This window comes from Acinetobacter baumannii, assembly GCF_009759685.1.
In the GTDB taxonomy this organism is placed as follows: domain Bacteria; phylum Pseudomonadota; class Gammaproteobacteria; order Pseudomonadales; family Moraxellaceae; genus Acinetobacter; species Acinetobacter baumannii.
The window spans coordinates 1,183,728-1,205,562 of the sequence record NZ_CP046654.1 but is presented as its reverse complement, the minus strand read 5'-3'; the positions used below and the strand labels follow the sequence as shown (position 1 = coordinate 1,205,562).

At 39.7% G+C, this 21,835-nt stretch carries 17 protein-coding genes and 1 pseudogene; 9 read left to right on the top strand and 9 right to left on the bottom strand.

Annotated features, from left to right (window positions below):
• Positions 1-29: 29 nt before the first annotated feature.
• From GO593_RS05685 to GO593_RS05665, 5 genes are all read right to left on the bottom strand, one after another.
• On the bottom strand, positions 30-1,397 hold the full coding sequence (locus GO593_RS05685; protein WP_001135127.1) for an MATE family efflux transporter: 1,368 nt from the start codon (positions 1,395-1,397) through the stop codon (positions 30-32).
• A 106-nt stretch (positions 1,398-1,503) separates the two neighbouring features.
• A complete protein-coding gene (locus GO593_RS05680; RefSeq protein ID WP_000939864.1) occupies positions 1,504-2,658 on the bottom strand; it encodes a pyridoxal phosphate-dependent aminotransferase in 1,155 nt (384 codons plus the stop codon).
• Positions 2,659-2,685: 27 nt separating this feature from the next.
• Positions 2,686-3,996 carry a DUF445 domain-containing protein gene (locus GO593_RS05675; protein WP_001055481.1) on the bottom strand — a complete coding sequence of 437 codons (1,311 nt, stop codon included), beginning with the start codon at positions 3,994-3,996 and terminating at the stop codon, positions 2,686-2,688.
• A 13-nt stretch (positions 3,997-4,009) separates the two neighbouring features.
• Positions 4,010-4,573, bottom strand: coding sequence for a CC0125/CC1285 family lipoprotein (locus GO593_RS05670; protein ID WP_000876373.1), 564 nt, complete (start codon positions 4,571-4,573; stop codon positions 4,010-4,012).
• Positions 4,574-4,632: 59 nt separating this feature from the next.
• Positions 4,633-5,172, bottom strand: coding sequence for a DUF924 family protein (locus GO593_RS05665; protein ID WP_000999596.1), 540 nt, complete (start codon positions 5,170-5,172; stop codon positions 4,633-4,635).
• A gap of 168 nt (positions 5,173-5,340) precedes the next feature.
• Between GO593_RS05665 and gshA the strand changes: the two genes are divergently transcribed.
• The 5 genes and pseudogenes from gshA to GO593_RS19140 all read left to right on the top strand — a co-directional run bounded on the left by gshA (position 5,341) and on the right by GO593_RS19140 (position 12,633).
• Positions 5,341-6,918 carry a glutamate--cysteine ligase gene (gene gshA / locus GO593_RS05660; RefSeq protein ID WP_000082284.1) on the top strand — a complete coding sequence of 526 codons (1,578 nt, stop codon included), beginning with the start codon at positions 5,341-5,343 and terminating at the stop codon, positions 6,916-6,918.
• Positions 6,919-6,932: 14 nt separating this feature from the next.
• Entirely contained in the window at positions 6,933-7,448 is a 516-nt protein-coding gene (locus tag GO593_RS05655) for a disulfide bond formation protein B (protein WP_001240040.1), read from the top strand.
• 164 nt (positions 7,449-7,612) lie between these two features.
• Positions 7,613-10,488, top strand: a pseudogene (locus GO593_RS05650) (type VI secretion system Vgr family protein).
• A 3-nt stretch (positions 10,489-10,491) separates the two neighbouring features.
• Positions 10,492-12,090, top strand: coding sequence for a glycoside hydrolase family 19 protein (locus GO593_RS05645; protein ID WP_001038353.1), 1,599 nt, complete (start codon positions 10,492-10,494; stop codon positions 12,088-12,090).
• Between the two features lie 15 nt (positions 12,091-12,105).
• A complete protein-coding gene (locus GO593_RS19140) occupies positions 12,106-12,633 on the top strand; it encodes a hypothetical protein (protein ID WP_000759831.1) in 528 nt (175 codons plus the stop codon).
• Positions 12,634-12,689: 56 nt separating this feature from the next.
• On the opposite strand, the gene GO593_RS05635 is transcribed toward GO593_RS19140, so the two are convergent.
• On the bottom strand, positions 12,690-14,033 hold the full coding sequence (locus GO593_RS05635; protein WP_001139636.1) for an alpha/beta fold hydrolase: 1,344 nt from the start codon (positions 14,031-14,033) through the stop codon (positions 12,690-12,692).
• Positions 14,034-14,245: 212 nt separating this feature from the next.
• Between GO593_RS05635 and GO593_RS05630 the strand changes: the two genes are divergently transcribed.
• The 3 genes from GO593_RS05630 (at position 14,246) to GO593_RS05620 (ending at position 17,978) form a co-directional block, all read left to right on the top strand.
• Positions 14,246-14,827, top strand: coding sequence for a YqiA/YcfP family alpha/beta fold hydrolase (locus tag GO593_RS05630; protein ID WP_001021725.1), 582 nt, complete (start codon positions 14,246-14,248; stop codon positions 14,825-14,827).
• 14 nt (positions 14,828-14,841) lie between these two features.
• Positions 14,842-16,725, top strand: coding sequence for a DNA topoisomerase IV subunit B (gene parE / locus GO593_RS05625; protein WP_000195980.1), 1,884 nt, complete (start codon positions 14,842-14,844; stop codon positions 16,723-16,725).
• A gap of 458 nt (positions 16,726-17,183) precedes the next feature.
• Positions 17,184-17,978, top strand: coding sequence for an SDR family NAD(P)-dependent oxidoreductase (locus GO593_RS05620; RefSeq protein ID WP_000365670.1), 795 nt, complete (start codon positions 17,184-17,186; stop codon positions 17,976-17,978).
• 103 nt (positions 17,979-18,081) lie between these two features.
• Here the strand turns inward: GO593_RS05620 and GO593_RS05615 are convergent, their stop codons facing one another.
• Positions 18,082-18,585, bottom strand: a complete 504-nt coding sequence (locus GO593_RS05615; RefSeq protein WP_002059459.1) for an ureidoglycolate lyase — start codon at positions 18,583-18,585, stop codon at positions 18,082-18,084.
• Positions 18,582-19,592: an allantoicase gene (alc, locus tag GO593_RS05610; RefSeq protein ID WP_000212413.1), complete on the bottom strand. Its 1,011-nt coding sequence runs from the start codon at positions 19,590-19,592 to the stop codon at positions 18,582-18,584. Before alc ends, GO593_RS05615 begins: the two co-directional genes overlap by 4 nt.
• A gap of 199 nt (positions 19,593-19,791) precedes the next feature.
• Between alc and hpxO the strand changes: the two genes are divergently transcribed.
• Positions 19,792-20,949, top strand: a complete 1,158-nt coding sequence (gene hpxO / locus GO593_RS05605; RefSeq protein WP_001103529.1) for an FAD-dependent urate hydroxylase HpxO — start codon at positions 19,792-19,794, stop codon at positions 20,947-20,949.
• A 53-nt stretch (positions 20,950-21,002) separates the two neighbouring features.
• Here the strand turns inward: hpxO and GO593_RS05600 are convergent, their stop codons facing one another.
• On the bottom strand, positions 21,003-21,728 hold the full coding sequence (locus GO593_RS05600; protein ID WP_001176275.1) for an outer membrane protein OmpK: 726 nt from the start codon (positions 21,726-21,728) through the stop codon (positions 21,003-21,005).
• Positions 21,729-21,835 lie beyond the last annotated feature (107 nt).

Below are 21,835 nucleotides of genomic sequence, written 5' to 3'. Positions count from 1 at the left end.
ATGGCTTTTTTTATAAGGTTTAATGCATTCTAAATAAGAACTTTGATCTTCTTTTTCTTCCAAATAAATTGATAATACAAGCCTTGAATAATACATAAACTGACAAATGCCAAGGCATAGGCGACCCAAATGCCTTTAAGCCCCCACATCGAACTAAACCAGTAAGCACATGGCATTTCAATAAATAAAATGGCAGAGATGTTAATCAGCATTGGTACGGTTACAGCCCCACTGGCACGCATAATTGATGCAAAAATGGCACCTGCACCAAAGAATAAAATTGCCCAAAGTACAATAAATAAAAGCTGTTGCCCTAACACCACCACAGTTGGATCTGTGATGAATAAAGCCATCAAATATTTTGAAAATAGATAGCCGAGTGCAATTAAGGCACCTGTAAATAAAAAGTTCATTCCCAAAGCGGTGCGTGTAACACGTGCGAGTAGGTCCGACTTACCAGCACCAATCGCTTGTGCTGCAAAGATTGAGGCCGCGATAGAGATCGAAATCGCTGGAAACTGAATATAGTTGAGTACCTGATTCACGGCACCATACGCAGCTGTGGCATGAGCTCCGAAACGGTTCACTAAACCCACAATGACTAAACCGGCCATTGAAGTGGTAATCATTTGAATACCGGTTGGAACACCTAGGCGTAAAATGATTTTACTTAATTCCGAATTATGACGGATATGTTGCAAAAGCTGACGGTTTGGCCGAAGTGGATGCTTTTTCTTATTTAGATAAATCGCAAGAAAAATTAAGATGGCAATATAACTAATAATTGACGCTATAGCCGGTGCAATAATACCGAGGGCAGGAAAGCCAAAATAACCTTTCAGCAGAATTGGTGTAATAATTACGCCGATCACGCTGGTTAAAGCCAGTGCAAGTAAAGGGGTAGTACTATCTCCTACACCACGTAAAATTGAGGTATAGATAATATAAACAAAGAGAAGAGGACTACCTGCCAACATCCATTGCACATAAGGCAAAGAGAGGTGCATCACCTTCGGGTCCGTACCTAAAAGTTCTAAAATGTCGTGGGCAAAAAACACACCAATGATTGCGGTAATGATACCGCCAATGATGGTCATAAATAGGGTAGAACCCACCACACTTTGAACCTTTTCTATGTCTTGTGCGCCCCAAGCCTGACCCACTAAAACAGTGGTACCCGTTGAAATACCGATAATAAACGCAAGCAGTAAAAACAAAATGGGGAAATATACAGAAACTGCAGCAATGGCATCGACCCCCATCATTTGTCCAACAAAGATGGTGTTAATGGTACCGGACAGGTTTTGCAAGATATTGGTTGCAATCAGGGGCAATAAGAAAACAAAAAATGTTTTCCAAAGATTTTGCTGATGAATTAAAGACTGTCTTGGTGGCATGTATTCTCCATCGCCCATCTCTTTGATGAGCGGGTCGGATATTCAACTTAGCATAGTTGTAGGGAACTTCTTGTAGTATTTTTACTATGCTAAGTGACTAAATTTATTAACATTGATTCAGAATTTCTCCTGCTTTTTGCAGTGTTTCATCATTTTTTGCAAAGCAGAAACGAATCAAGCGTAAAGACTCTGGGGCTTGTTGGTAAAACACCGAAACAGGAATAGCAACAATCTTATGTTGCTCGGCAAGAAACTGGCACATTTCCACATCGTTTAAGTCAGGTCTAATCTGGCTGTAATCAAGGTTTTGGAAATAAGTTCCTTGCGATGGTTTAAGCAAAAAACGGCTATTGTGAATCGCCTGATTAAATCGGTCTCGTTTAGCCTGATAAAACTGTGAAAGTTCCTGAATATGTTCTGGGTGTTGCTGCATATATTGCGCAAGCGCAATCTGACAAGGTGTTGTGCCACAGAAATTAACATATTGATAAATCTGGCGGAACAAACGCATTAAATCAGGTGAAGCAACGCAGTAACCGGTTTTCCAACCTGTGACATGGAAGGTTTTTCCAAAAGAACCAATCACAAAACTACGTTCTCTAAGCTCAGGGAAATGCAACGCGCTAAAGTGTTGCTGACCATCAAAAACTAAGTGTTCGTAGACTTCATCAGATAAAACTACAATATTTTTATCCTGAATTAGTTCAATGAGTTCTAACCAGTCTTGTTTGGACCAGATTGTACCTGTTGGATTGTGGGGAGTATTTACCACAATCATACGGGTTTTATCGTTAATTCGATCTTTAACTTGTTGCCAGTTCACCTTAAAGTCAGGTGCTTGCAAGGCAATATGTACTGCTTTACCACCTGCTAACTCGACAGAAGGTCCATAGCTGTCATAACTCGGGTCAAAAATAATGACTTCATCACCTGTGTTGATGCAGGCTTGTATGGCACAGAAAATTGCTATGGTTGCACCGGGCGTAATCGTGATTTGAGTTACAGGATCAAGTTGAAGCTGATCACGTTGTTGAAATTGTAAAGCGAGCTGTTCACGCAGTGCGAGAATGCCATCACCAGGTGGATACTGATTGTGTCCAGCCAAAGTTGCCTGAGATAGGGCTTCGAGCAAAGCAGGGGGTGCAGGAAAATCCGGGAAACCCTGTGAAAGGTTAAGTGCACCCAAGCGCTGTGCCATTGCCGTCATCGTACTAAAAATAGTCACCCCTTGTGCGGGCAATTTGGACTGAAGCTGTAGCATATTGTTCTCTTAAGGAAATTATTAACGTTATAAAATTGATTCAATCGCTGCTCGTATTACACCTAGAGTTAAGCCGATAAATGCACCTACCACAACGCCATTCACACGAATCATGTGTAAGTCGCCACCGACTTCGTTTTCAATTTTTCCAATCATTTCACGTGAGTCCCACTCATGAATGCGCTCACTCACATAGCGTATGATTTTATGGCTATATTGGTCCGTAAAGTTCATGGCAAGTCCTGTCATTTCTTTGTTGAGAACTTCACGTACTTTTACATTTTGGACAAGGTTTTCGCCCAACTGCTGAATGGCAGCTCTGAGGTTCATTGCAATACCAGAGTCTTCTTTCATTAAATCTTCTTTAATGGCATCGCATAAAATAGTGACAGCACCACTAATGAAATTTAGAACTTGAGGACTATCTAGCAACGCATCTTTGCCACTATTTAGACGTTGGCTGGCAATACTCTCAGGGTTTGCCAACTCCAGCATGAGCGAGTGGGCAATAGTTTCAATTTCCTGTCGCCATGGGTGTTCATGGTCAGCCAGCATTGATTCTACTTTTTCAACCAGTGAATCAATGGTGCGCTGCTGAACATCAATACCGATCCAGCTTGCACCTTTTGCAAGAGACCAGACGCCCAGCGCTTTAAACATTTTTCTTGTCAATTCGCGAGTTTTATCCGGATTTTGTACCACCCACTCATGCGCGATATCGAGACCACGTTGCAGTACATCTTGGTGGAAATCATTTTCCAATACTGCACGCAGCATTTCACTCGCAAGTTTATTGACTTGAGTGTTACGCACCCATTGCACACTGTTGTTTTGCACGAAATTGGCAATTTGTTCTTGGCTAACAAATTCAAAAACTTTAGGTACAGTTTGCTGAATGAGTTGTACCACTTGCGTATTGTTTTGTGGACTGGCAAGCCATTGGCCAATGGCAAGACTTAAATCGGTTTTTTCTAGGCTTCGTTCGACCACCTGAGGCGACAGGAAGTTTTCCTGTACAAATCGACCCATTGATTCGGCAATACGTGCCTTATTACGTGGAATAATTTCGGTATGATCACGTAAAAACTTAGGGATAGGAAGCTTACCAAATGGGTTTCGAAACAGAACGGTAATCGCATACCAATCTGCTAGTCCACCCACTACACCAGCTTCGGCACCTAGCATTAAAATATGAATTAAGTCTGTGTACTCTGGCAGAAAGCGATTGGCGATCAATAACCCAATCCACAGCACCACCACAATAATAAGTGCCATCGTAGCGAAATATTTGCTGCGCTTCAGATTGGGTGCATGGTGTACTTCTTCTGCCATATTCATACGGTCATCCTATTCATTTTTGTTTTACTGGCGGCTCAGGTGGCGGCAACAATTCTCCTGTCGGGCTTAAACCATATTTTTGTCCGATAGATTTGAGAATTAACGTTGCATCAAAGGCATCTTGAGGAGCCTGCTTTTGATCCCGATAACATTCAATAGTATACGACACTTGAACAGGGTCGATATTGACCACTTGTGGGAAATCATAGAACGGATCATGCCAGAAACCCGGATAGCGGCGGTAGTAACCATATGGGTAAAAGCTTGGTGCAGATGGGTAAACTACAGCTTGACGCGGTGGCTTTTGGCTTTGATTACTTGGGTCGTTCAGCACTTTAAAAAAGCGGAAACCTTTTTGTACTGTAGTCTGTGCTGATTTCACTAAAGTAATTTCTTCGGCTGCTCCATAGCTCATGTTTGAGTCAGCTTGGAAGCTGATTCGAAACGTTTGAGCATTTAACGGATAGGCCGAAAACTGGCCAAGCTGATCGAAAGTTTTTGGTTTGCTGGGTACAGTTGAACAAGCACTTAAAGTTATGGCAGTGCCTAAGGCTAAACAAAGAGAGAGATATTTCATGATGAACTCCCAGCTGAGCATAAAAGAATGGATGCGTCAGCATTAAAAATAGAGAAGTCTTAAAAACTACTGTTCGGTTCTAATAAAAATTCGGTTTCCTCTGGTGTTGAGACACGTCCAAGGATGGCATTGCGATGAGGATAACGTCCAAAGCGATCTATAATCACTTTATGTTTTTTCTCAAAGCTTAAATTAATTTCATTGCCGAGGCGTTGAAATAATTTTAAAGCAAACTCATGAATTAGCTTCGATTCACTATGCATAAATGGCATGTACAAAAACGAGCGCTGTTCTGGGTTAAGTTGTGCATCGAGTTGCAAGCTAATTGCTTCTTGTGACAAGGCTAAAGCAAGGCCGTCATAAGCAAAAGATTCGGGTTGATCACGATAAATGTTGCGAGAAAACTGATCTAGCACAATAATCTCTGCAAGACGACCTTCTGGTGTTTTCCGCCAAGACCAAAGTTCTGCTCGAGTTGCCTGTCGATGAACGTCTGCAAATTGATCACGAATTTTTGCGTCAAAATCCTCACTTTTTGCAAACCAGAGTGAACGTTGTTCAGGTGAAAACCAGAAGTTTAAAATGTCTTGATCGTTCATGATATTGACAACTCTTTAGCAATTATTCTTCAATAAAATCACAATTCTTTCGTGTCTTAAATAACAAGATTGTGATAAAAATTGCCAAACTGAAATGATGTGATCATATCAATAGCCGTATCATGTCACGATTTTGTATATAGTGATCTTTTATAAGCGAGCAAATGCATGAGTCAACCCACTACACCATCTCAATCAGTTATTCCTGCTTGGGTGGATTCGTCGCTACTACAAGGCATGTTACGTGGAATAGAACGTGAAAGCCTACGTATGCAAAGTAATGGGTTCTTATCACAAGAGTTACATCCAAAGGCATTAGGTTCAGCTTTAACACATCCGAAAATCACCACAGATTATTCTGAAGCGTTGATGGAGTTTATTACTTCACCACAGCCAACCATTGGTGATGCCTTGCATGAGCTCACCGATATTCATGCGGTTGTGCACCGTCATTTAGAAAATGGTGAAAAGCTCTGGCCGTTGTCTATGCCATGTATGCTAGATGACAATGAAGAACGTATTCGTCTAGCTCAATATGGCACTTCTAATATTGGCCGTTTCAAGACGCTTTATCGCCGTGGTTTAGGTATTCGTTATGGTCGCCGTATGCAGACGATTTCGGGCGTACACTATAATTTATCTTTCCCTGATTCTCTTTTTTCTGCTTTGCAGGCACATGAAACTGACGAAAAATTAAAAGCACTTAGTCTGCAAGATTATCGTAGTCATCGCTATTTTGGACTTATCCGTAACTTTATTCGTTTAACGCCACTAGTTATGTTTTTAGTGGGAGCGAGCCCATCGGTTTGCCGTTGTTTTCTGACGGGTCATGAACATCATTTGTTGCCTTTAATCAAAGGGTCATATTATTTACCGTATGCTACAGCTCTGCGTATGGGACGTTTAGGCTACCAAAACTCGGCACAAAAAAGTTTAGGCATTCACTATAACAACTTAACTGGTTATCTGGACGGTTTACAAAAAGCAGTACATTCTCCATATCCGCCATTTAGCCGTTTAGGGTTAAATGATGCCTCTGGTGAGCCATTGCAAATTAATGATCATGTTTTACAAATCGAGAATGAATATTACAGTCTCGTGCGTCCAAAACAAGTTCCTCAAGCGGGTGAAACACCATCTCAGGCCTTGAAAAATCGAGGGGTGGGTTATGTTGAACTTCGTGCAGTGGACGTAAATCCATATTCGGCAATTGGCGTCAATGAAACAACAGCAGGTTTCCTTGAGGCATTAGCGCTTTATTGTTTATTAAGCGATAGTCCTGAACTGTTATGCCCTGAGCAAGATTTGATTGAGAAAAACCAAACAGAAGTGGTTAATCGTGGTCGAGCACCAAATGCAACTATTACTGATTTAAACGGGTCTTACCATATTGAAGATTGGGCACGTCAGTATATTTCTAAAATGCAGGATTGTGCTCGCTTACTCGATCAGACCTATGCAACAGATCTATACAGCTCGGCTTTGGCTGTGATGCAAGAACGTATTGATGAAGTAGATGAAACATTATCTGCTCATGTGATTGATGACACATTAAAGCATGGTGGAACCTGGAGCTTTGGTAGTCATATGGCACAATTACATGCTGAAACTTATGAAAAGCATGAGATTAGTGCAGAGACTTTGCAATATTTTGAACAATTGGCTGTGCAATCTTTACAGCAGCAAGAACAACTTGAGCAAGATAGTCAGATCAGTTTTGATCAATATCTTGAACAATATAGATAAAAACGAGGTTTTACATGCGATTAAGTTACCGTTTGGTGAGTGGACTGCTTGTTCTGGCAAGCATTGTCGGCATGTCTTTTGCGTTGTATTTGGAACATGTAAAAGGGTTGGAGCCATGTCCGCTCTGTATTTTTCAACGTGTTGGCTTAATGGCAATGGGTTTTGTGGCTCTTATTGCGTTTTTGCATAACCCGGTTTCCAATGCGATTAAACGCTTTTATGCATTTTTGGCAGGTGTTGCAATTTTATGGTCAGTGGGGGTGGCGGGCCGACATGTTTGGCTACAGCATTTACCACCAGATCAAGTACCAAGCTGTGGTCCGGGTTTAAATTACCTCATTGATGCTTTACCAATGAAAACCGTTTTACAAGAAGTACTTTCGGGCTCAGGTGAGTGTGCGGCAATTGACTGGACTTTTTTAGGTCAGTCTTTACCAGTTTGGTCATTGGCCTATTTCCTTTTACTGTTACTGGTTTGTTTATGGCAGTTATTCCGTTTTTATCCAGTGTTTAAGACGGCTAAAAAGTAAGTTTAAAGTAATTAAAAAAGCTCAACTTAAGTTGGGCTTTTTTTATAACTTTCGAATAAGTGAAAATATAAAAAAATTGATAGAAATAACGCATAATTTTGTAGACAGATAGTTCTGTTTTTTATAAAGTGCAGCCGTTTATATATCCTTATGATTATAAAAAAATGCTTTTTAATATATTTAGTGTCTTGGAAAAAATAGGGCTAAATGCTCAGAAACGTGCTATCCACGTACAATTTTCTAATGAACTACTCAATCATCAAGTATTCTTACAACGTATAGAAGGCCAACATCAGCTAAATGGTGGCCTAATGGCAGAATTGATCTGCCTTTCAACCAATGCCCAAATTGCATTGAAGCAATTTATTGGTGTTCAAGTCGCTGTTGATCAGGTCACTGATTCGGGGCAATTGTTCCGAACTACAGGTATTGTGACTGAGGCCAGTTATGGACAAAGTGATGGCGCTTTAACGCTTTATAAGCTGACTATAGAAGATGCGACAAATTTATGGCACAAACGCCGTAATAGTCGTGTTTTTATGAATAAAAGTATTGTAGAAATTACCGAAGTTCTATTTAAAGAATGGCAAGAAAAAAGTCCACTGTTTGCTGCGAGTTTAAGTCTTGATTTGGGTGGGTTAAGTCAAAACTATGATATTCGTCCGTTCACTATGCAGCATAATGAGTCAGACTATGACTTTCTCACACGTTTGTGGCGAAGTGAGGGGGTTAGTTGGCTCATTGATGAATCAAAGCTTTTTGTCCCTCATTTTACTGCACCAATACAAGGTCAAAAACTAAGATTAATTGATGACAATAACCAATACCAAGCTTTAGCACGTCGTAGTATTCGCTATCACAGAAGTAGCGCAACCGAATATCAAGATAGTATTACAGGCTTTGTTGCAGTGCGAAGTCTGCAACCGACTGCCGTACATGTACAGCGTTGGCAGCCTGATGCGTTAGCACAAGAAGAGGGTAATGGTTCAGTTGTTACTACCCATACACACTCAGATAACTTTGATTCGGCCACTTTAAGTCTTGAGCAAGCATGGCACGTAAGCCCCGCCTGGATGCAAGATTTAAAAGGGGAAGATCAGGCAACCGCTTCAAGCAGTAGCCAATTAGAAAAATTAAATCAACACTTCACCGACATGCATGCGAGTCGGGCCAAATACTTTAAAGCCTACAGTAGTGTGCGCGATACCCAAGTCGGCTATTGGTTTAATCTACGCGAACACCCTGAAATTGATCAGCATGAAGGAGCAGATCAAGAGTTCCTAATCATTGCCAAAAATTTCTATAACCAAAATAATTTACCTAAAGATTTACATCAGCAAGTTAGCCAGTTATTAACCCAAAGTCGTTGGGATCAACATAGTTACGATGATATCGAACGTCAAAGTAATGAGCTGACGTTAATACGCCGTCAAATCAAAACGGCACCTGAATACAATCCGGAACAGCATCGACCAATTGCCTACCCACAAAGAGCGAAAGTCGTGGGACCTGAGGGAGAAACTATTCATGTCGATGAATGGGGACGCATTAAAGTACGTTTTTTATTTACTCGGAGTGATGATCATGGCCATGATGGTGGCGCAGGTAGTAATGACAATGATACTGACTCGGCTTGGGTGGATGTACTGACTCCTTGGGCAGGAGAAGGTTATGGTGCACGTTTCTTGCCACGTATTGGTGAAGTGGTTGTCATTGACTTTTTTGATGGCAATATTGACCGTCCATTTGTGACGGGTCGAATCCATGAAGCACAGCGTTCACCAACTAAATTCGATGTAAAAGGGCAGCTTCCTGATACTAAAAAGCTAAGTGGCATACGCAGTCAGGAAATCAATGGAAGTGGCTTCAACCAATTACGCTTTGATGACACAACAGGGCAGATCAGTACTCAACTCCAAAGTAGCCATGCGGCAACACAGTTGAATTTAGGTAATTTAAGCCATCCTAAAGAACAAGCGACAAGCCAAGGCCGTGGTGAAGGCTTTGAGCTTAGAACAGACGCTTGGGGAGCTGTGCGGGCGGGTAAAGGTTTATACATTAGTACGCACAAACAAGATCAAGCTCAAGGATTTCACCTTAATGCGAATGAAACCAAACAGCAGCTTGAAGGTGGATTAAACAACAGCAAAGCTCTAAGTGAAGTTGCTAAAAATCAGCAGACAGATCCGTTGGAAGTTCTTGATCATTTAAAAACCTTTTTAGACCAGATTGAACAGCGAGACAAAGATAAAGCTGCTGCATTTAAACAAGCGATTATGGTGTTAAGTGCGCCAAATAGTATGGCCCTTACCAGTAATGAAAACATCCATGTGATTGCAGATGGACAGATTAGCCAAACTGCTGATGATAGTATTAACCTGAGTACTCAAAAGAATTTTATTGCTCATGCCCAAAATAAGATAAGTTTTTTGCAGCTCAAGATGGAGCAAGAATGTATGCGGGCAAGGGCAAAATTGAGTTACAAGCACAAAGTGATGGTACAGATATCATTGCACGAAAAGGGGTACAGATTATTTCAACAGAAGATAGAATCGAAATAACTAGCCCAAAAGAAATTATACTCACTGCGGACGGTTCACAACTCAAGATTAATAGTTCAGGTATTTTCCCTGTAACTGGGGGCAAGCTTGAGGTTAAAGCAGGTCAGCATTTATTTATGAGCGGCGCAAATATTGTTGTTCCCAAGATAAGCTTACCTACTATAAAAACACCTTTTAGTAATAAAATTAACTATAACTGGAATATAAATTCAGAGGGAAAAAAAGAACTATTTATTATAAATAAAAAGAATAATATTCTTATAAGAAGCCATAAAAATGAGCTTGATAAGAATAATAATTTAAGTTCATTACGTTTTTATACACCAGAAGAAGTAGACTTTACTGCAATGATTTTTAATTCGGATTATATTCAGTTAAAGCAAAATATACCTGATAGTGAAAATATTGATGAGCTTTTCGAAGAAACACTTTTGTATGACGAAGAAAATGATGATGTCTATACAGAAGAGGAGTTTTGATTAATGAATAAATTAGTCACTATTACTACTAAATTCTATGATAAATCTGGAAATCGGATTATTAATTTAAATGTACAATCAAGATACAAAGGATCATTAAAAGCTAATAGCCAAAAAACTGATAAGCTCGGTCTGTTTGTATTTCAGGCTTCGCCAAATAGAACTGTTGAGATATTAGCAAAGCCTCCTAATCAAAAAGACTATACAGTATTTAAAACGATAAACTCATCTATGAATTCCTCGGAAATACATCCGATAAAAGTTCAATTACCAAAAACAATTGATGAATATAAACAAGTAAAGCAATCCAAATCAACCAAAGGAATCGTAAGTACTTTTTTTAAAATTTTTGATATGAATGGAAAGGTTATGAAAAATTTTCCTATTCAATCACGACCAAAAGGTAAAGGAAATTCGCCCGATAAATATACAAATGATGAAGGCATAGTAGAAGTACGCTCATCACCTAATAGAGATATAGAGGTCTTAGTATTAACATCAAATGATACATTTGTTTTAAAAAGTTCAATAAATTCTGCTAATGGCAGTTCACAACCAGTTCTTATTAAATTAGATGAGCCTTATGAAAAATTTAAAAGTGCATCTACGATTAAAATTCTAGATCGAGATGGAAGTGACTACATTGTAGAAAAGACTAATGTGAAAATGTTAGTTGTAGAGAATGGTAAAAAGCAGCTTTTTAGTATATCAAATGGAAAATTGTCATTACAAAGCATGATAGGGCAGAAACTAGAATTTACGGTGTATAAGCCTGATGGTAAGCCTTTAAAGACACAAACCTATATGGCAACACGAGTCAAAAACAACCTTATTGAGTTCCATCTGGACGTAGATATAACAAAAGGTAGTACGGCACAAAATGATCCAGAAATTAATAAGAAAGTTAAAGTTGATATATTAATTACAATGGAACAAATGAAAAAAATGTGGCCAAAAGCTTTGGCTACAAAAATGCAACCAATTTTAGATGAACTAAATAGCGATTTATTAGGTTATAAATTAGATACTAGATTGAGACAAGCCCATTTTATGGCTCAAGTTAGGCAAGAAGTAGGTAGCTCTTTTTCATTAAGAGAGCAAGTCGAATATATGGGTCCAACAGCTTTGAAACAAATAGGCTATTATAGAACTCATCCTAAACAAGCAGAGATTGATGGATATAAAAGAGGACAAGGTCCAGCAAATGGTGAAGTAATTGCAAATCGTATGTACGATGATAATTATCGGAGCGCTAAATATAAATTAGGTAATACTTCTCCTGGTGATGGTTGGAAATATTTAGGCCGAGGCCTAAAACAATTAACAGGGAAGAATAATTATCAAGATCTAACGAATATGTATTCAACTCTATGGCCAGGAGAAAAAGTTGATTTCGTAAAGAACCCTGAATTAATTGAACAACCCAAATATGCAGTAAGATCTGCCATTAGATTTTGGCTAAAATTTAAGCTTTATGAGGTTGCAGATAGAGGAGCTAATGGAGAACAGGTAGATGCTATTACGAAAGTAATTAATGAGGCTACAAATTCATATGCTGATCGAAGAGCACATTTTGTTCAGGCACGAAAGATTTTTATTTAATATAGTGTTTATGTAATGAAAAAATATTTTACTACTGTTCTGTTAATAATATCTTCTTTAATATATTCTCAGAATATTTTTGCAAATGATCAATGTAATATTGAAGAGACAGTAAATTTAACTATTTTTAAGAAAAATGATTATAAATTCTATAATTATATGTGTGACTCTGTAGAGGGTTCTTATCTAAAAGGTTATCTAGGATCTCAAGAAAAAAAAATATTTGTTAGTGATTACTCTGATTTTGCAGCTAAAGAAAGCCCTAAACTTTTAGCTGTCAGTATCTATAAATCAAAAAAAAGAAAACCACCTATATTAATTACCCTTAATTCATCTTATTACTGTTGTACTCCGCAAATGGAGGGTGAAATGTATCAAGTTAATTTATATCAAATTAGTGAAAATAAAACCTTAAATCTGAAAAATATAACTAATATATTGGGTGTTAATGCAGAGGGTTTTGAAGGGAGAGCGGAAGGAAAAGTCTATTATAAATATAAAAATATTTCTGAAATTAAAAAATGGTTAGATAAAAATTATTGATGGGTTTATATTCTTGAAAAATAATTTAAAAAAACCCAACATAAGTTGGGCTTTTTTTACGTCTCTACAATTCCTTCTAAATCTTCGAGTGTATAGTTCGGCATATCAATAATATGGGTTTGAATACCGTCTTGCACATAATCATTCACATGAGGATATAACCAGCGAGTAATCTGTTCGGCAACACTTGAGTGATACTGAATTTCAAAGTGATTTAAGCCATAAAACACCGCTTTATGTGAATCTGGAACTTTAAGCTGAAAACGTGGATTAGGATGTTCGCCCAGTGCGCTTTTTACACTCACTAAGTAATCGCCAATCACGGTAAGCGCTTTATTACGCACCTTTTCAAACTCGAGTGTTCCTGCCACTAAAAAGGTATTGATATGGGAAGGTAGAGGAGCCGGAGCACGGTTGTCATCCATCATACCAATACGGGCATCCATGTATTCCCAGTCATCATCTCGAACACTACCATGGCGTAGGTCTAAAATCCCATTACTACGGATGTTAACCAACTGACCAATTAGGCCAACAAATGGAAAAGCGCCTAGCCGATCTTGTAGTGCAAATCCAAAACGCTCAAGCACTGCACCGTGGTGGGGAGATCCAATACAGACGAGGTTTTCGACCATATGAATCCATTGGTACATATTTTGTTTACCGTAAAACAGTGCGCTACGGGAAACCAGTCCACCCATACTATGACCAATTAAATCAATGCTAGTAATTCTTGGATTACGCTGTACTAAATCTTCTAATAAATTTGAGAAACTGCGGCCATTGGCTGAAATACGGCGGCCTGTATTGTAATTTAAATACAGCATCGTGTTGTGATCACGCTGTGCTAACAGACGCTCACCAATCCCGCCATAATGCGCATTTGACCAAGTAAGATGGTTCATGCACAAACCATGAACCAAAATTACAATACGGCCTGCAAGTTCGCCTTGTTGGATTGCACCGTAGTGGTCGTATAGAACCATTGGCAAGGCGAGGGGACTGTGCTGTTTAAGTAGATAGTCTCCGAAAATACCATTTAACACTCCTACTAAAAAATGAAGGGTTGGTGTTAATGGCTTCTCATGAAGAGTTGGAAATTTTTCAATAATGCGACGTAACCCTGGTGCTAAAAAACAACTACCATATTTTTGTAAGGCACCATAAGAAAACTGATATGCCTTTTGGACAGAAGGCCGTTTTTGGAAATTTTTAGCATTTTGGGCACTAATACCAAAAGCATTTTTTAATACTTCAATATTAATGACTTGTATTAATTCATGTACACCATTTAAGCTGGTACTGAACAGTTGAGCTAAACCTTCTAGTACGTCGGCCTGACTAGGTGGCGTACGATCCCATTTACAATAAGTTTCATGTAACGGTGTTAAGCTCGGCATATCTTTTCCCCATTTACGTTATAACCGACGTTTTAAGCTGTACTTTTTATCAACGGCAGCTAACGTTTCCATCTTAGTAGTTTAAATAACACATGTTTTTAAAATACTGATGAATGGTAAGTTGAGTGGTTTTTCTTGTCTGACAATAGTGTTTTTATATACAAACTGAGAACAAAAATGTGAGTTTATTCTCAATTTAGAGGGAAAAATATATGAATATTATCTACCTCCATGGCTTTAATAGTAGCTCTTCTTCAATTAAAGGGCTCAGCCTTAAGCAGTATTGTAGCGAATTGGGCATAAATGTGCATTTGCCAGATTTAAATAGATCTCCGGAACAGGTAGTAGCACAGGTTTCAGAGTTGATTGAGTCTTTACAAGAGGTGGCTTTAGTCGGCAGTAGTCTTGGTGGTTTTTTTGCGACATATTTTGTCGCGAAATATAATATTCCGGCTGTACTGATTAACCCTGCTATGCAACCATGGAAGCTGTTTGATGAGTTATTTCAAGTTGAAAGCATGCCTTATAAGGTGAATGATCAATGGTCAATTGATCATGTTCAGTTACGACAGTTAGAACAACTGGAACTGAAACAGCCTGAAAATGCTGACAAAATACTCGTCTTGTTGCAACAAGGCGACGAAATTTTGGATTATCGTCAAGCACAACGCTATTATAGTGCTGCAACACCATCCTCATTGATTTTGACGGATGCTCATGGCAATCATGCCATGGAAGATTTTGAAGAAAAATTACCCTTAGTGATCGAATTCTTTGCGCACACCATCAAATAAGGAAAACGTACAACGTGACACAATATACGGCTCAATCGCTTGAAGTTCTTTCCGGTTTAGACCCTGTTCGTCGTCGTCCGGGGATGTATACCGATACTTCTCGTCCTAACCATTTAGCCCAAGAAGTTATTGATAATGCTGTCGATGAAGCCTTAGCCGGTCATGCCGACAAAATCTGTGTCACGGTTTATAAAGATGGTTCGTTGTCGGTTGAAGATAATGGCCGTGGTATGCCAGTCGATATTCACCCTGAATATGGACAAAGTGGTATCGAAATCATTTTAACCAAGCTGCATGCTGGCGGTAAGTTTAGTACCGATAACTATCAGTTTTCAGGTGGTTTACATGGTGTGGGGATTTCGGTTGTAAATGCTTTATCTACACGTGTTGAAGTAGAAGTTCAGCGTCAGGGTAATTTATACCAGATGGCATTTGAGCAAGGTGAACCTGTTGCTCCTTTAGCGGTGTTAGAAGGTAAAGCACCTAAACGTGCGACAGGAACTACGGTACGTTTCTGGCCTGAAGCCAAATATTTTGATAGCCCAAAATTTGCTTTAAAAGCACTCAAACATAATTTAAAAGCCAAAGCTGTTTTAGCTGCTGGTTTAAAAATCACTTATATCGATCAAATTAATGATGAAAAAATCGAATGGCAATTTGAAAATGGTCTTGTCGATTATTTGATGGATGAATTACAAGACCGCGAAATTTTGCCAAACCCTGTATTTGTAAGCAGTGGGCAAGCAGACCGTGCGGCATGTGAATTTGCGATTTGCTGGAATGTAGAGGGTGGCGAACAGGTTCAAGAAAGTTATGTCAACCTGATTCCAACTGCACAAGGTGGTACTCATGTGAACGGTTTGCGTTCGGGGGTGACTGAAGCGCTACGTGAATTCTGTGAGTTACGTAATTTATTACCACGTAATCTTAAACTTTCGGCTGAAGATGTTTGGGATGGCGTGAACTATATTTTATCGCTTAAGTTCCAAGAACCACAGTTCTCTGGTCAAACCAAAGAGCGTCTTTCGAGTCGTGAAGCTGCCAATATAGTTTTAAATATTGCTAAAGATGCGTTTGCGCTCTGGCTCAACCAGCATGCTGAAATTGCCATGCAACTTGCTGAAATGGCAATTTCTAAAGCAGGGCGCCGTTTAAAAGCTGCAAAAAAAGTTGAGCGTAAAAAGATTGTTTCTGGCCCGGCTTTACCGGGTAAGCTGGCGGACTGCGTGGGCCAAACACGTGAAGAAAGTGAACTCTTTATTGTTGAGGGTGACTCTGCGGGCGGTAGTGCCAAGCAGGCGCGTGATAAGAACTTTCAGGCCATCATGCCAATTCGTGGAAAAATCTTAAATACATGGGAAGTTTCTTCAGATGAAGTACTTGCTTCTCAGGAAGTTCACGACATTGCGATTGCAATTGGTGTAGACCCAGGCAGTGATGATTTATCTGAATTACGTTACGGCAAAATCTGTATTTTGGCCGATGCCGACTCGGACGGTTTACACATTGCGACTTTGCTTTGCGCTTTATTCGTTAAACATTTTCCAGCATTGGTTGAAGAAGGGCATTTGTATGTAGCAATGCCACCATTGTTCCGTATCGATATTGGTAAAGATGTTCATTACGCGCTAGATGATGAAGAGCTTGAAACCATTTTGAAAAATGTTAAAGGCAATAAGAACCCGCAAATTACCCGATTCAAAGGGTTGGGTGAGATGAACGCAATTCAACTACGTGAAACAACAATGGATCCGAACACCCGTCGTTTGGTTCAGCTTGATCTAGATGATGCACATTTAACGGCAGGTTTACTCGACAAGCTCCTTGCAAAAAAACGTGCAGCAGATCGTAAGCAGTGGCTTGAGCAGAAGGGTAACTTAGCTGATATCACTGTTTAATTAAAGTGTGCAGGATAATTTTTTATAAAATTATCCTGCACCTGACAACTCATATACTTTATTGAAAATAACTAATTTATGAGTAATTTTCTTAATTTTAGGCAATCCTTTATCTTTTGATAGCCATACTTCTAAAAAAGCTGTCTTATTCTGTTCTTTAAAGAACAAATGTTTTCCTTTGGCGGTTGTTTATCCCCTCTGCTGCTAACCATACACTTCATATAAATCATCGTTATGGTGTTTTAGTCATCTCAGTTTTTCCATGAATTTATGTAATTAATTTGCAAAACGTATTGGAACAGGATGAAAGGGAATTTAGTAGTACTTTAGCTCTCTTTACATCTCATGTGGTGACTCATCGCTAATAGGCCCTTGATCCGAACTTGGCTAGATCTGGTATAGCCAAAGAATGATTAAAGCGTCTGCACACCATCTTTAAATATGAAAAGGAAAAAGCTATGGATCTCCAGCTGAAAGGTAAAACAGCTATTGTAACTGCGGCAACAGCAGGCATCGGTCTAGCAATTGCGAAAACTCTGGCTAAAGAAGGAACTGATGTCATCATTACGAGCCGGACCCAAGACAAATTGGCGGCGGCGGTAGCCGAGATAGAAGCAAATGCTCCCTTGGGCAAAGTATGTGGTTTTTTAGCTGATCTTAGTACATCAGAGGGAGTTGAGACATTAATTTCACAACACCCTTACACTGATATTTTAGTAAATAACTTGGGATATTATGAAGCCAAACCATTTACTGAGATTACAGACGAAGACTGGTGGCATATGCTTAATGTGAATGTTATGTCAGGTGTACGCTTATCTCGTCACTACTTTCCAAAAATGTTAGAAAATAATTGGGGAAGAGTGATTTTTATGTCGAGTGAGGTAGGAGCATTCACTCCACCAGATATGGTGCATTATGGCGTAAGTAAATCTGCGCTATTGGCTGTATCACGTGGAATGGCCGAGTTAACAAAAGGCACAGGAGTGACGGTGAACAGCGTACTTCCTTCTGCCACACGTTCCGAAGGTATTATGGACTATTTACGTCAAACTGCTCCTCGTCCCGACATGACAGATCAGCAGATTGAAGCACATTTTTTTGAGACATATCGTCCAAGCTCATTGATTGCAAGAATGATTGAAGCTGATGAAATCGCATCTATGGTTGCGTTGTTAGCAAGTCCCTTGGGATCAGCATCTAATGGCGCAGCAGTTCGTGTTGAAGGCGGAACCTTCCGTTCCATTCTGTAATACTCAAAGCTTAGGTTGGCGTTTGAAGCGCACGACTCTGTTCTTACGCGGCCATTGGCATTTTGATCACTAAATTAAAATAGACAGATTTGTCTATTTTAATTTAGACAGTAATTTTTATCGGATGGGGAAATTGAAAAATATCGCAATTTGCACCGCCTCCAATTCGATCCACTACTGCAAAATCACTCGGCGCTTCAAAGGTAAGCAAAGGATGATGCCAAGTACCTGCCCGATAATTGATACTTTGCTTGCCATCCGAAACAAAAGCACATAGTTTTGAAATATCAGGAGTATTTTCGTCTAAAGCAGGGGCCACAATAATTAAAAATTTTTGTTGCTGTAATGGAATGAATGCTTGAGAGCCTTTCGGATGGCGCTCTAGCATTGAAATTTCCATAGGTAACACACTGGCCTTAATATTTCGGAAAATACTAATTCCTGCCTTTGCTTCGCCTTCAATTTCAGTTTCGACGAGCGCATGGTAGCGTTCGGTGTGTGCATCATTAATATGAAAAAAATCATGCCCGTCACAACAAATGACTTCTCCGAAGGGCTGAAAGTTCTCAATGGTTAAAGGCTGAATTTGAACATTCTTCATGATCATGACTTGGCAATTTTTCCCCATAAACGGACACGGCTAATACCACCATCCGGAATCATGTTAATACGGATATGAGAGATTTTTTCATGCTTTAAAATCTCATTCACATATTCATGAATATGGTCCATTTGCATAGGTTGGGCTTCAAGTAAGTAAGACCAAAACATACTTTGTGGAATCAGCTGTGCATCGGTTGCATTTTCGAGGTAGACCGCCTGAATAGAAACTTCAGCAGGAAAGTTACCTTTAAAGTGCGCCGTATCAATTTCAATTTTTTCAATTTTTCCGCTTTTACCCAGTGCAAGAATACACCAGTCATAACCTGGTGCGCGGCGGCGTTTGGTTTCCCACCCATCTCCCATGTTGACGCCACGGCCTAGGTTAATCAAATTACGTGGATGTCCAAAGTGCGCATCGCTATAAGCAATTACACGACCGCCATTTTCTAAGGCCAATAAATCGAGAGTCTGCTCGTGGTCGGTCACCTGAATATGAACGTCACCATAAACGCGTAAACGGGCAACACCACCATCTGGGAAAATATTGAGGCGTATATGCGTGAAAATTGCATCATTATTGACCATAAAAATATGATGTTGACTCGGCCCTAGCTCGGTATTTTCTAAAATACTCTGCCACTTTGCCCCAGTAAGGTCACCATTTGGTGCATAACATGCCTCTAATGAGGCAGAAGCAGGATAATTTCCTGTAAAAAACGTGGTGTCGATATCAAGTGCACTGATTTTTCCACTCACACCTAGTTTCACAATACACCAGTCATAGCCTGTATGACGCTTACGGCGGGTCTCCCAACCGTCCATCCATTTGCCATGATCATCAAATTTATCTTCAACAAAAATAGGTGCTTCAAATTGCAGCATACGCTTTGCTTCTGCAAAGAAATCATCTGAACACTCAATCACTTGTGCACCAATTCGGGCATCTGCCAAATTCGTTTTAGTATTCAAAATTTCAGGAAGTTCAAAAGCAGGAGCGTGCAATGTTGCCATAATGGAGTATCCGTATTTCTTGTTAAAAACATGATTTTTCATTTAAAACTGCACTCACACTGAGCGTGTTGAGATGAGTTTTATACATAAATATATAAGCATGGTGCATGCCAGTTTTGTGGAAAAGCTAAATAAATTTTGAACGATGGCATGTTTTTAGCATAAGCACCCTATAGGTGAATATCTATAGGAGCGTGTTATGAATGTGGTGATTATTGGTGCGGGAATGGGAGGTCTAACCACAGGCATTGCATTAAAGAAATTTGGTCACCAAGTTCGTATTTTTGAGCAAACTGAAAAGATTCTTCCGGTCGGCGCCGCAATTTCGCTGTGGTCGAATGGGGTGAAATGTCTGAACTATCTGGGATTAACTGACAAAATCGCCAAACTTGGTGGACAAATGGATGACTTGGCCTATGTAGATGGTTTAACTGGAGATGTGATGACACAATTCAGTTTACGACCATTAATTGAAGAAGTAGGACAACGCCCTTATCCGGTTGCACGTGCCGATTTACAAAATATGTTAATGGATGAGTTTGGTCGGGATCAGATTTATTTAGGCAAAAAAATGGTCAGCCTTGAAGATAAAACTGATTTTGTAGAGGTTCATTTTGCTGATGGTAGCTCAACACAGGCTGATTTACTCATAGGGGCAGATGGTACGCATTCAATGACTCGGGCCTATGTGTTAGGTCAGCAGGTACAACGTCGCTATGCAGGTTATGTGAACTGGAATGGTCTGGTTGAAATATCCGAAGATTTAGCACCAGCTCAGCAATGGACGACTTATGTAGGAGAGGGCAAGCGCGCGTCTCTGATGCCAGTTGCGGATGGACGTTTTTATTTCTTTTTAGATGTACCTTTACCAGCAGGGTTAGAGAATAATCGGGATGAATATAAAAAACTTTTAAAACAATATTTTGCTGATTGGTGTCAACCAGTGCAGCAGCTTATTGAGCGCTTAGACCCGCAAAAAACCAATCGGGTAGAAATCCATGATATTGAACCGTTCACACAGTTTTATAAAGGTCGTGTGGTGATTTTAGGTGATGCTGCACATAGCACGACACCTGATATTGGGCAAGGCGGTTGCCAAGCTATGGAAGACGCGATTTATTTAGCGCGGTCTTTGCAAATTAACACTTTGGGACTAGAGGATGCTTTACGCCGCTATCAAAACAAGCGTAATGAACGTGCCAATGAATTGGTGCTTCGTGCGCGCAAACGCTGTGACGTAACGCATATGAAAGATGAAACGGTCACGCAGGCATGGTATGCGGAACTACGCCGTGAACAAGGCGGACATATTATGCAGGGAATTATTAGTAATATTGTGGGTAATCCACTTGATTAAAAACAAAAACAGCAAGGAGTTTTCCTTGCTGTTTTATCTTCTAAATAAAAATTTTAGAAGTGGTATTTAACCAAAGCACTGACGTTATTTTCGTCGGCCCCTTTAATACCAAATTTGTTATTCCACACAGAGTGCTCGATACCGAGGTATAGACGTGTATCAGGAGAAATGTGTTTACCTACATTCCATTTCCATTGAGTGGTCCAGTTCAACTCGCTTGCATGGTCATCTTCAGCGGTTGACCAGTCAAGGAAACCATCTACCAAGAAATCTTCAGATCCTAATTTTAATGGGATGCCGTAAACGAATGTCATTTGATAATCGTCGTCAGTTTTCTCATTATTCGCACGGTAGAAGTTTAAATTCGCATATTGGAAATATGGGATATCTAAATCAACTGCAAAACCATACAAGAAGTTGTCAAAGTTATTGCCGTTTTCGCTATTACTTTCCCAAGTGGTACTAATGAGTACATCTTTAATTGGGCCGTACGCCAGTTTTTTGCCAGACACTTCGCCTAAGCTTAAACGTGGTGATAACTCAAAATAAGTACTCTTATGGTCATTTTCGCCACGCATGCGGTCCATAAAGAAAAATACATCAGCATATTTAACTTTTGCTGCATATTCCAAAGTAATCGTAGTTTCTTTGTCATCTACGACTTCATAGTTTTCACCATAAAGTCCAGTCACGCTAAAATCTTGCCAGATTGGTTTTGCCTGAACCATGGCAGTTGCAGATAACAAGGCACAAGTCGCCGCAAGTTGCTTTAATTGCATTTAAATGATCTCCCCCCAAATAAAGCACGCTAAGGATACAGGGTCTTAAGCAAAAATGAAGCCAAATTTGATCAACGGTTAAAAAAAAGCCCACCGAAGTGGGGCGC

Bases quoted from the DNA above. Each gene is read 5' to 3' on its own strand.
- GO593_RS05620 (WP_000365670.1), top strand. From the start codon at position 17,184: ATGGATCTCCAGCTGAAAGGTAAAACAGCTATTGTAACTGCGGCAACA.
- alc (WP_000212413.1), bottom strand. From the start codon at position 19,592: ATGGCAACATTGCACGCTCCTGCTTTTGAACTTCCTGAAATTTTGAAT.
- GO593_RS05670 (WP_000876373.1), bottom strand. From the start codon at position 4,573: ATGAAATATCTCTCTCTTTGTTTAGCCTTAGGCACTGCCATAACTTTA.
- GO593_RS05680 (WP_000939864.1), bottom strand. From the start codon at position 2,658: ATGCTACAGCTTCAGTCCAAATTGCCCGCACAAGGGGTGACTATTTTT.
- GO593_RS05655 (WP_001240040.1), top strand. From the start codon at position 6,933: ATGCGATTAAGTTACCGTTTGGTGAGTGGACTGCTTGTTCTGGCAAGC.
- GO593_RS05635 (WP_001139636.1), bottom strand. From the start codon at position 14,033: ATGCCGAGCTTAACACCGTTACATGAAACTTATTGTAAATGGGATCGT.
- GO593_RS05645 (WP_001038353.1), top strand. From the start codon at position 10,492: ATGAATAAATTAGTCACTATTACTACTAAATTCTATGATAAATCTGGA.
- GO593_RS05675 (WP_001055481.1), bottom strand. From the start codon at position 3,996: ATGAATATGGCAGAAGAAGTACACCATGCACCCAATCTGAAGCGCAGC.
- hpxO (WP_001103529.1), top strand. From the start codon at position 19,792: ATGAATGTGGTGATTATTGGTGCGGGAATGGGAGGTCTAACCACAGGC.
- gshA (WP_000082284.1), top strand. From the start codon at position 5,341: ATGAGTCAACCCACTACACCATCTCAATCAGTTATTCCTGCTTGGGTG.
- GO593_RS05685 (WP_001135127.1), bottom strand. From the start codon at position 1,397: ATGCCACCAAGACAGTCTTTAATTCATCAGCAAAATCTTTGGAAAACA.
- GO593_RS05630 (WP_001021725.1), top strand. From the start codon at position 14,246: ATGAATATTATCTACCTCCATGGCTTTAATAGTAGCTCTTCTTCAATT.
- GO593_RS05615 (WP_002059459.1), bottom strand. From the start codon at position 18,585: ATGATCATGAAGAATGTTCAAATTCAGCCTTTAACCATTGAGAACTTT.
- GO593_RS05600 (WP_001176275.1), bottom strand. From the start codon at position 21,728: ATGCAATTAAAGCAACTTGCGGCGACTTGTGCCTTGTTATCTGCAACT.
- GO593_RS05665 (WP_000999596.1), bottom strand. From the start codon at position 5,172: ATGAACGATCAAGACATTTTAAACTTCTGGTTTTCACCTGAACAACGT.
- GO593_RS19140 (WP_000759831.1), top strand. From the start codon at position 12,106: ATGAAAAAATATTTTACTACTGTTCTGTTAATAATATCTTCTTTAATA.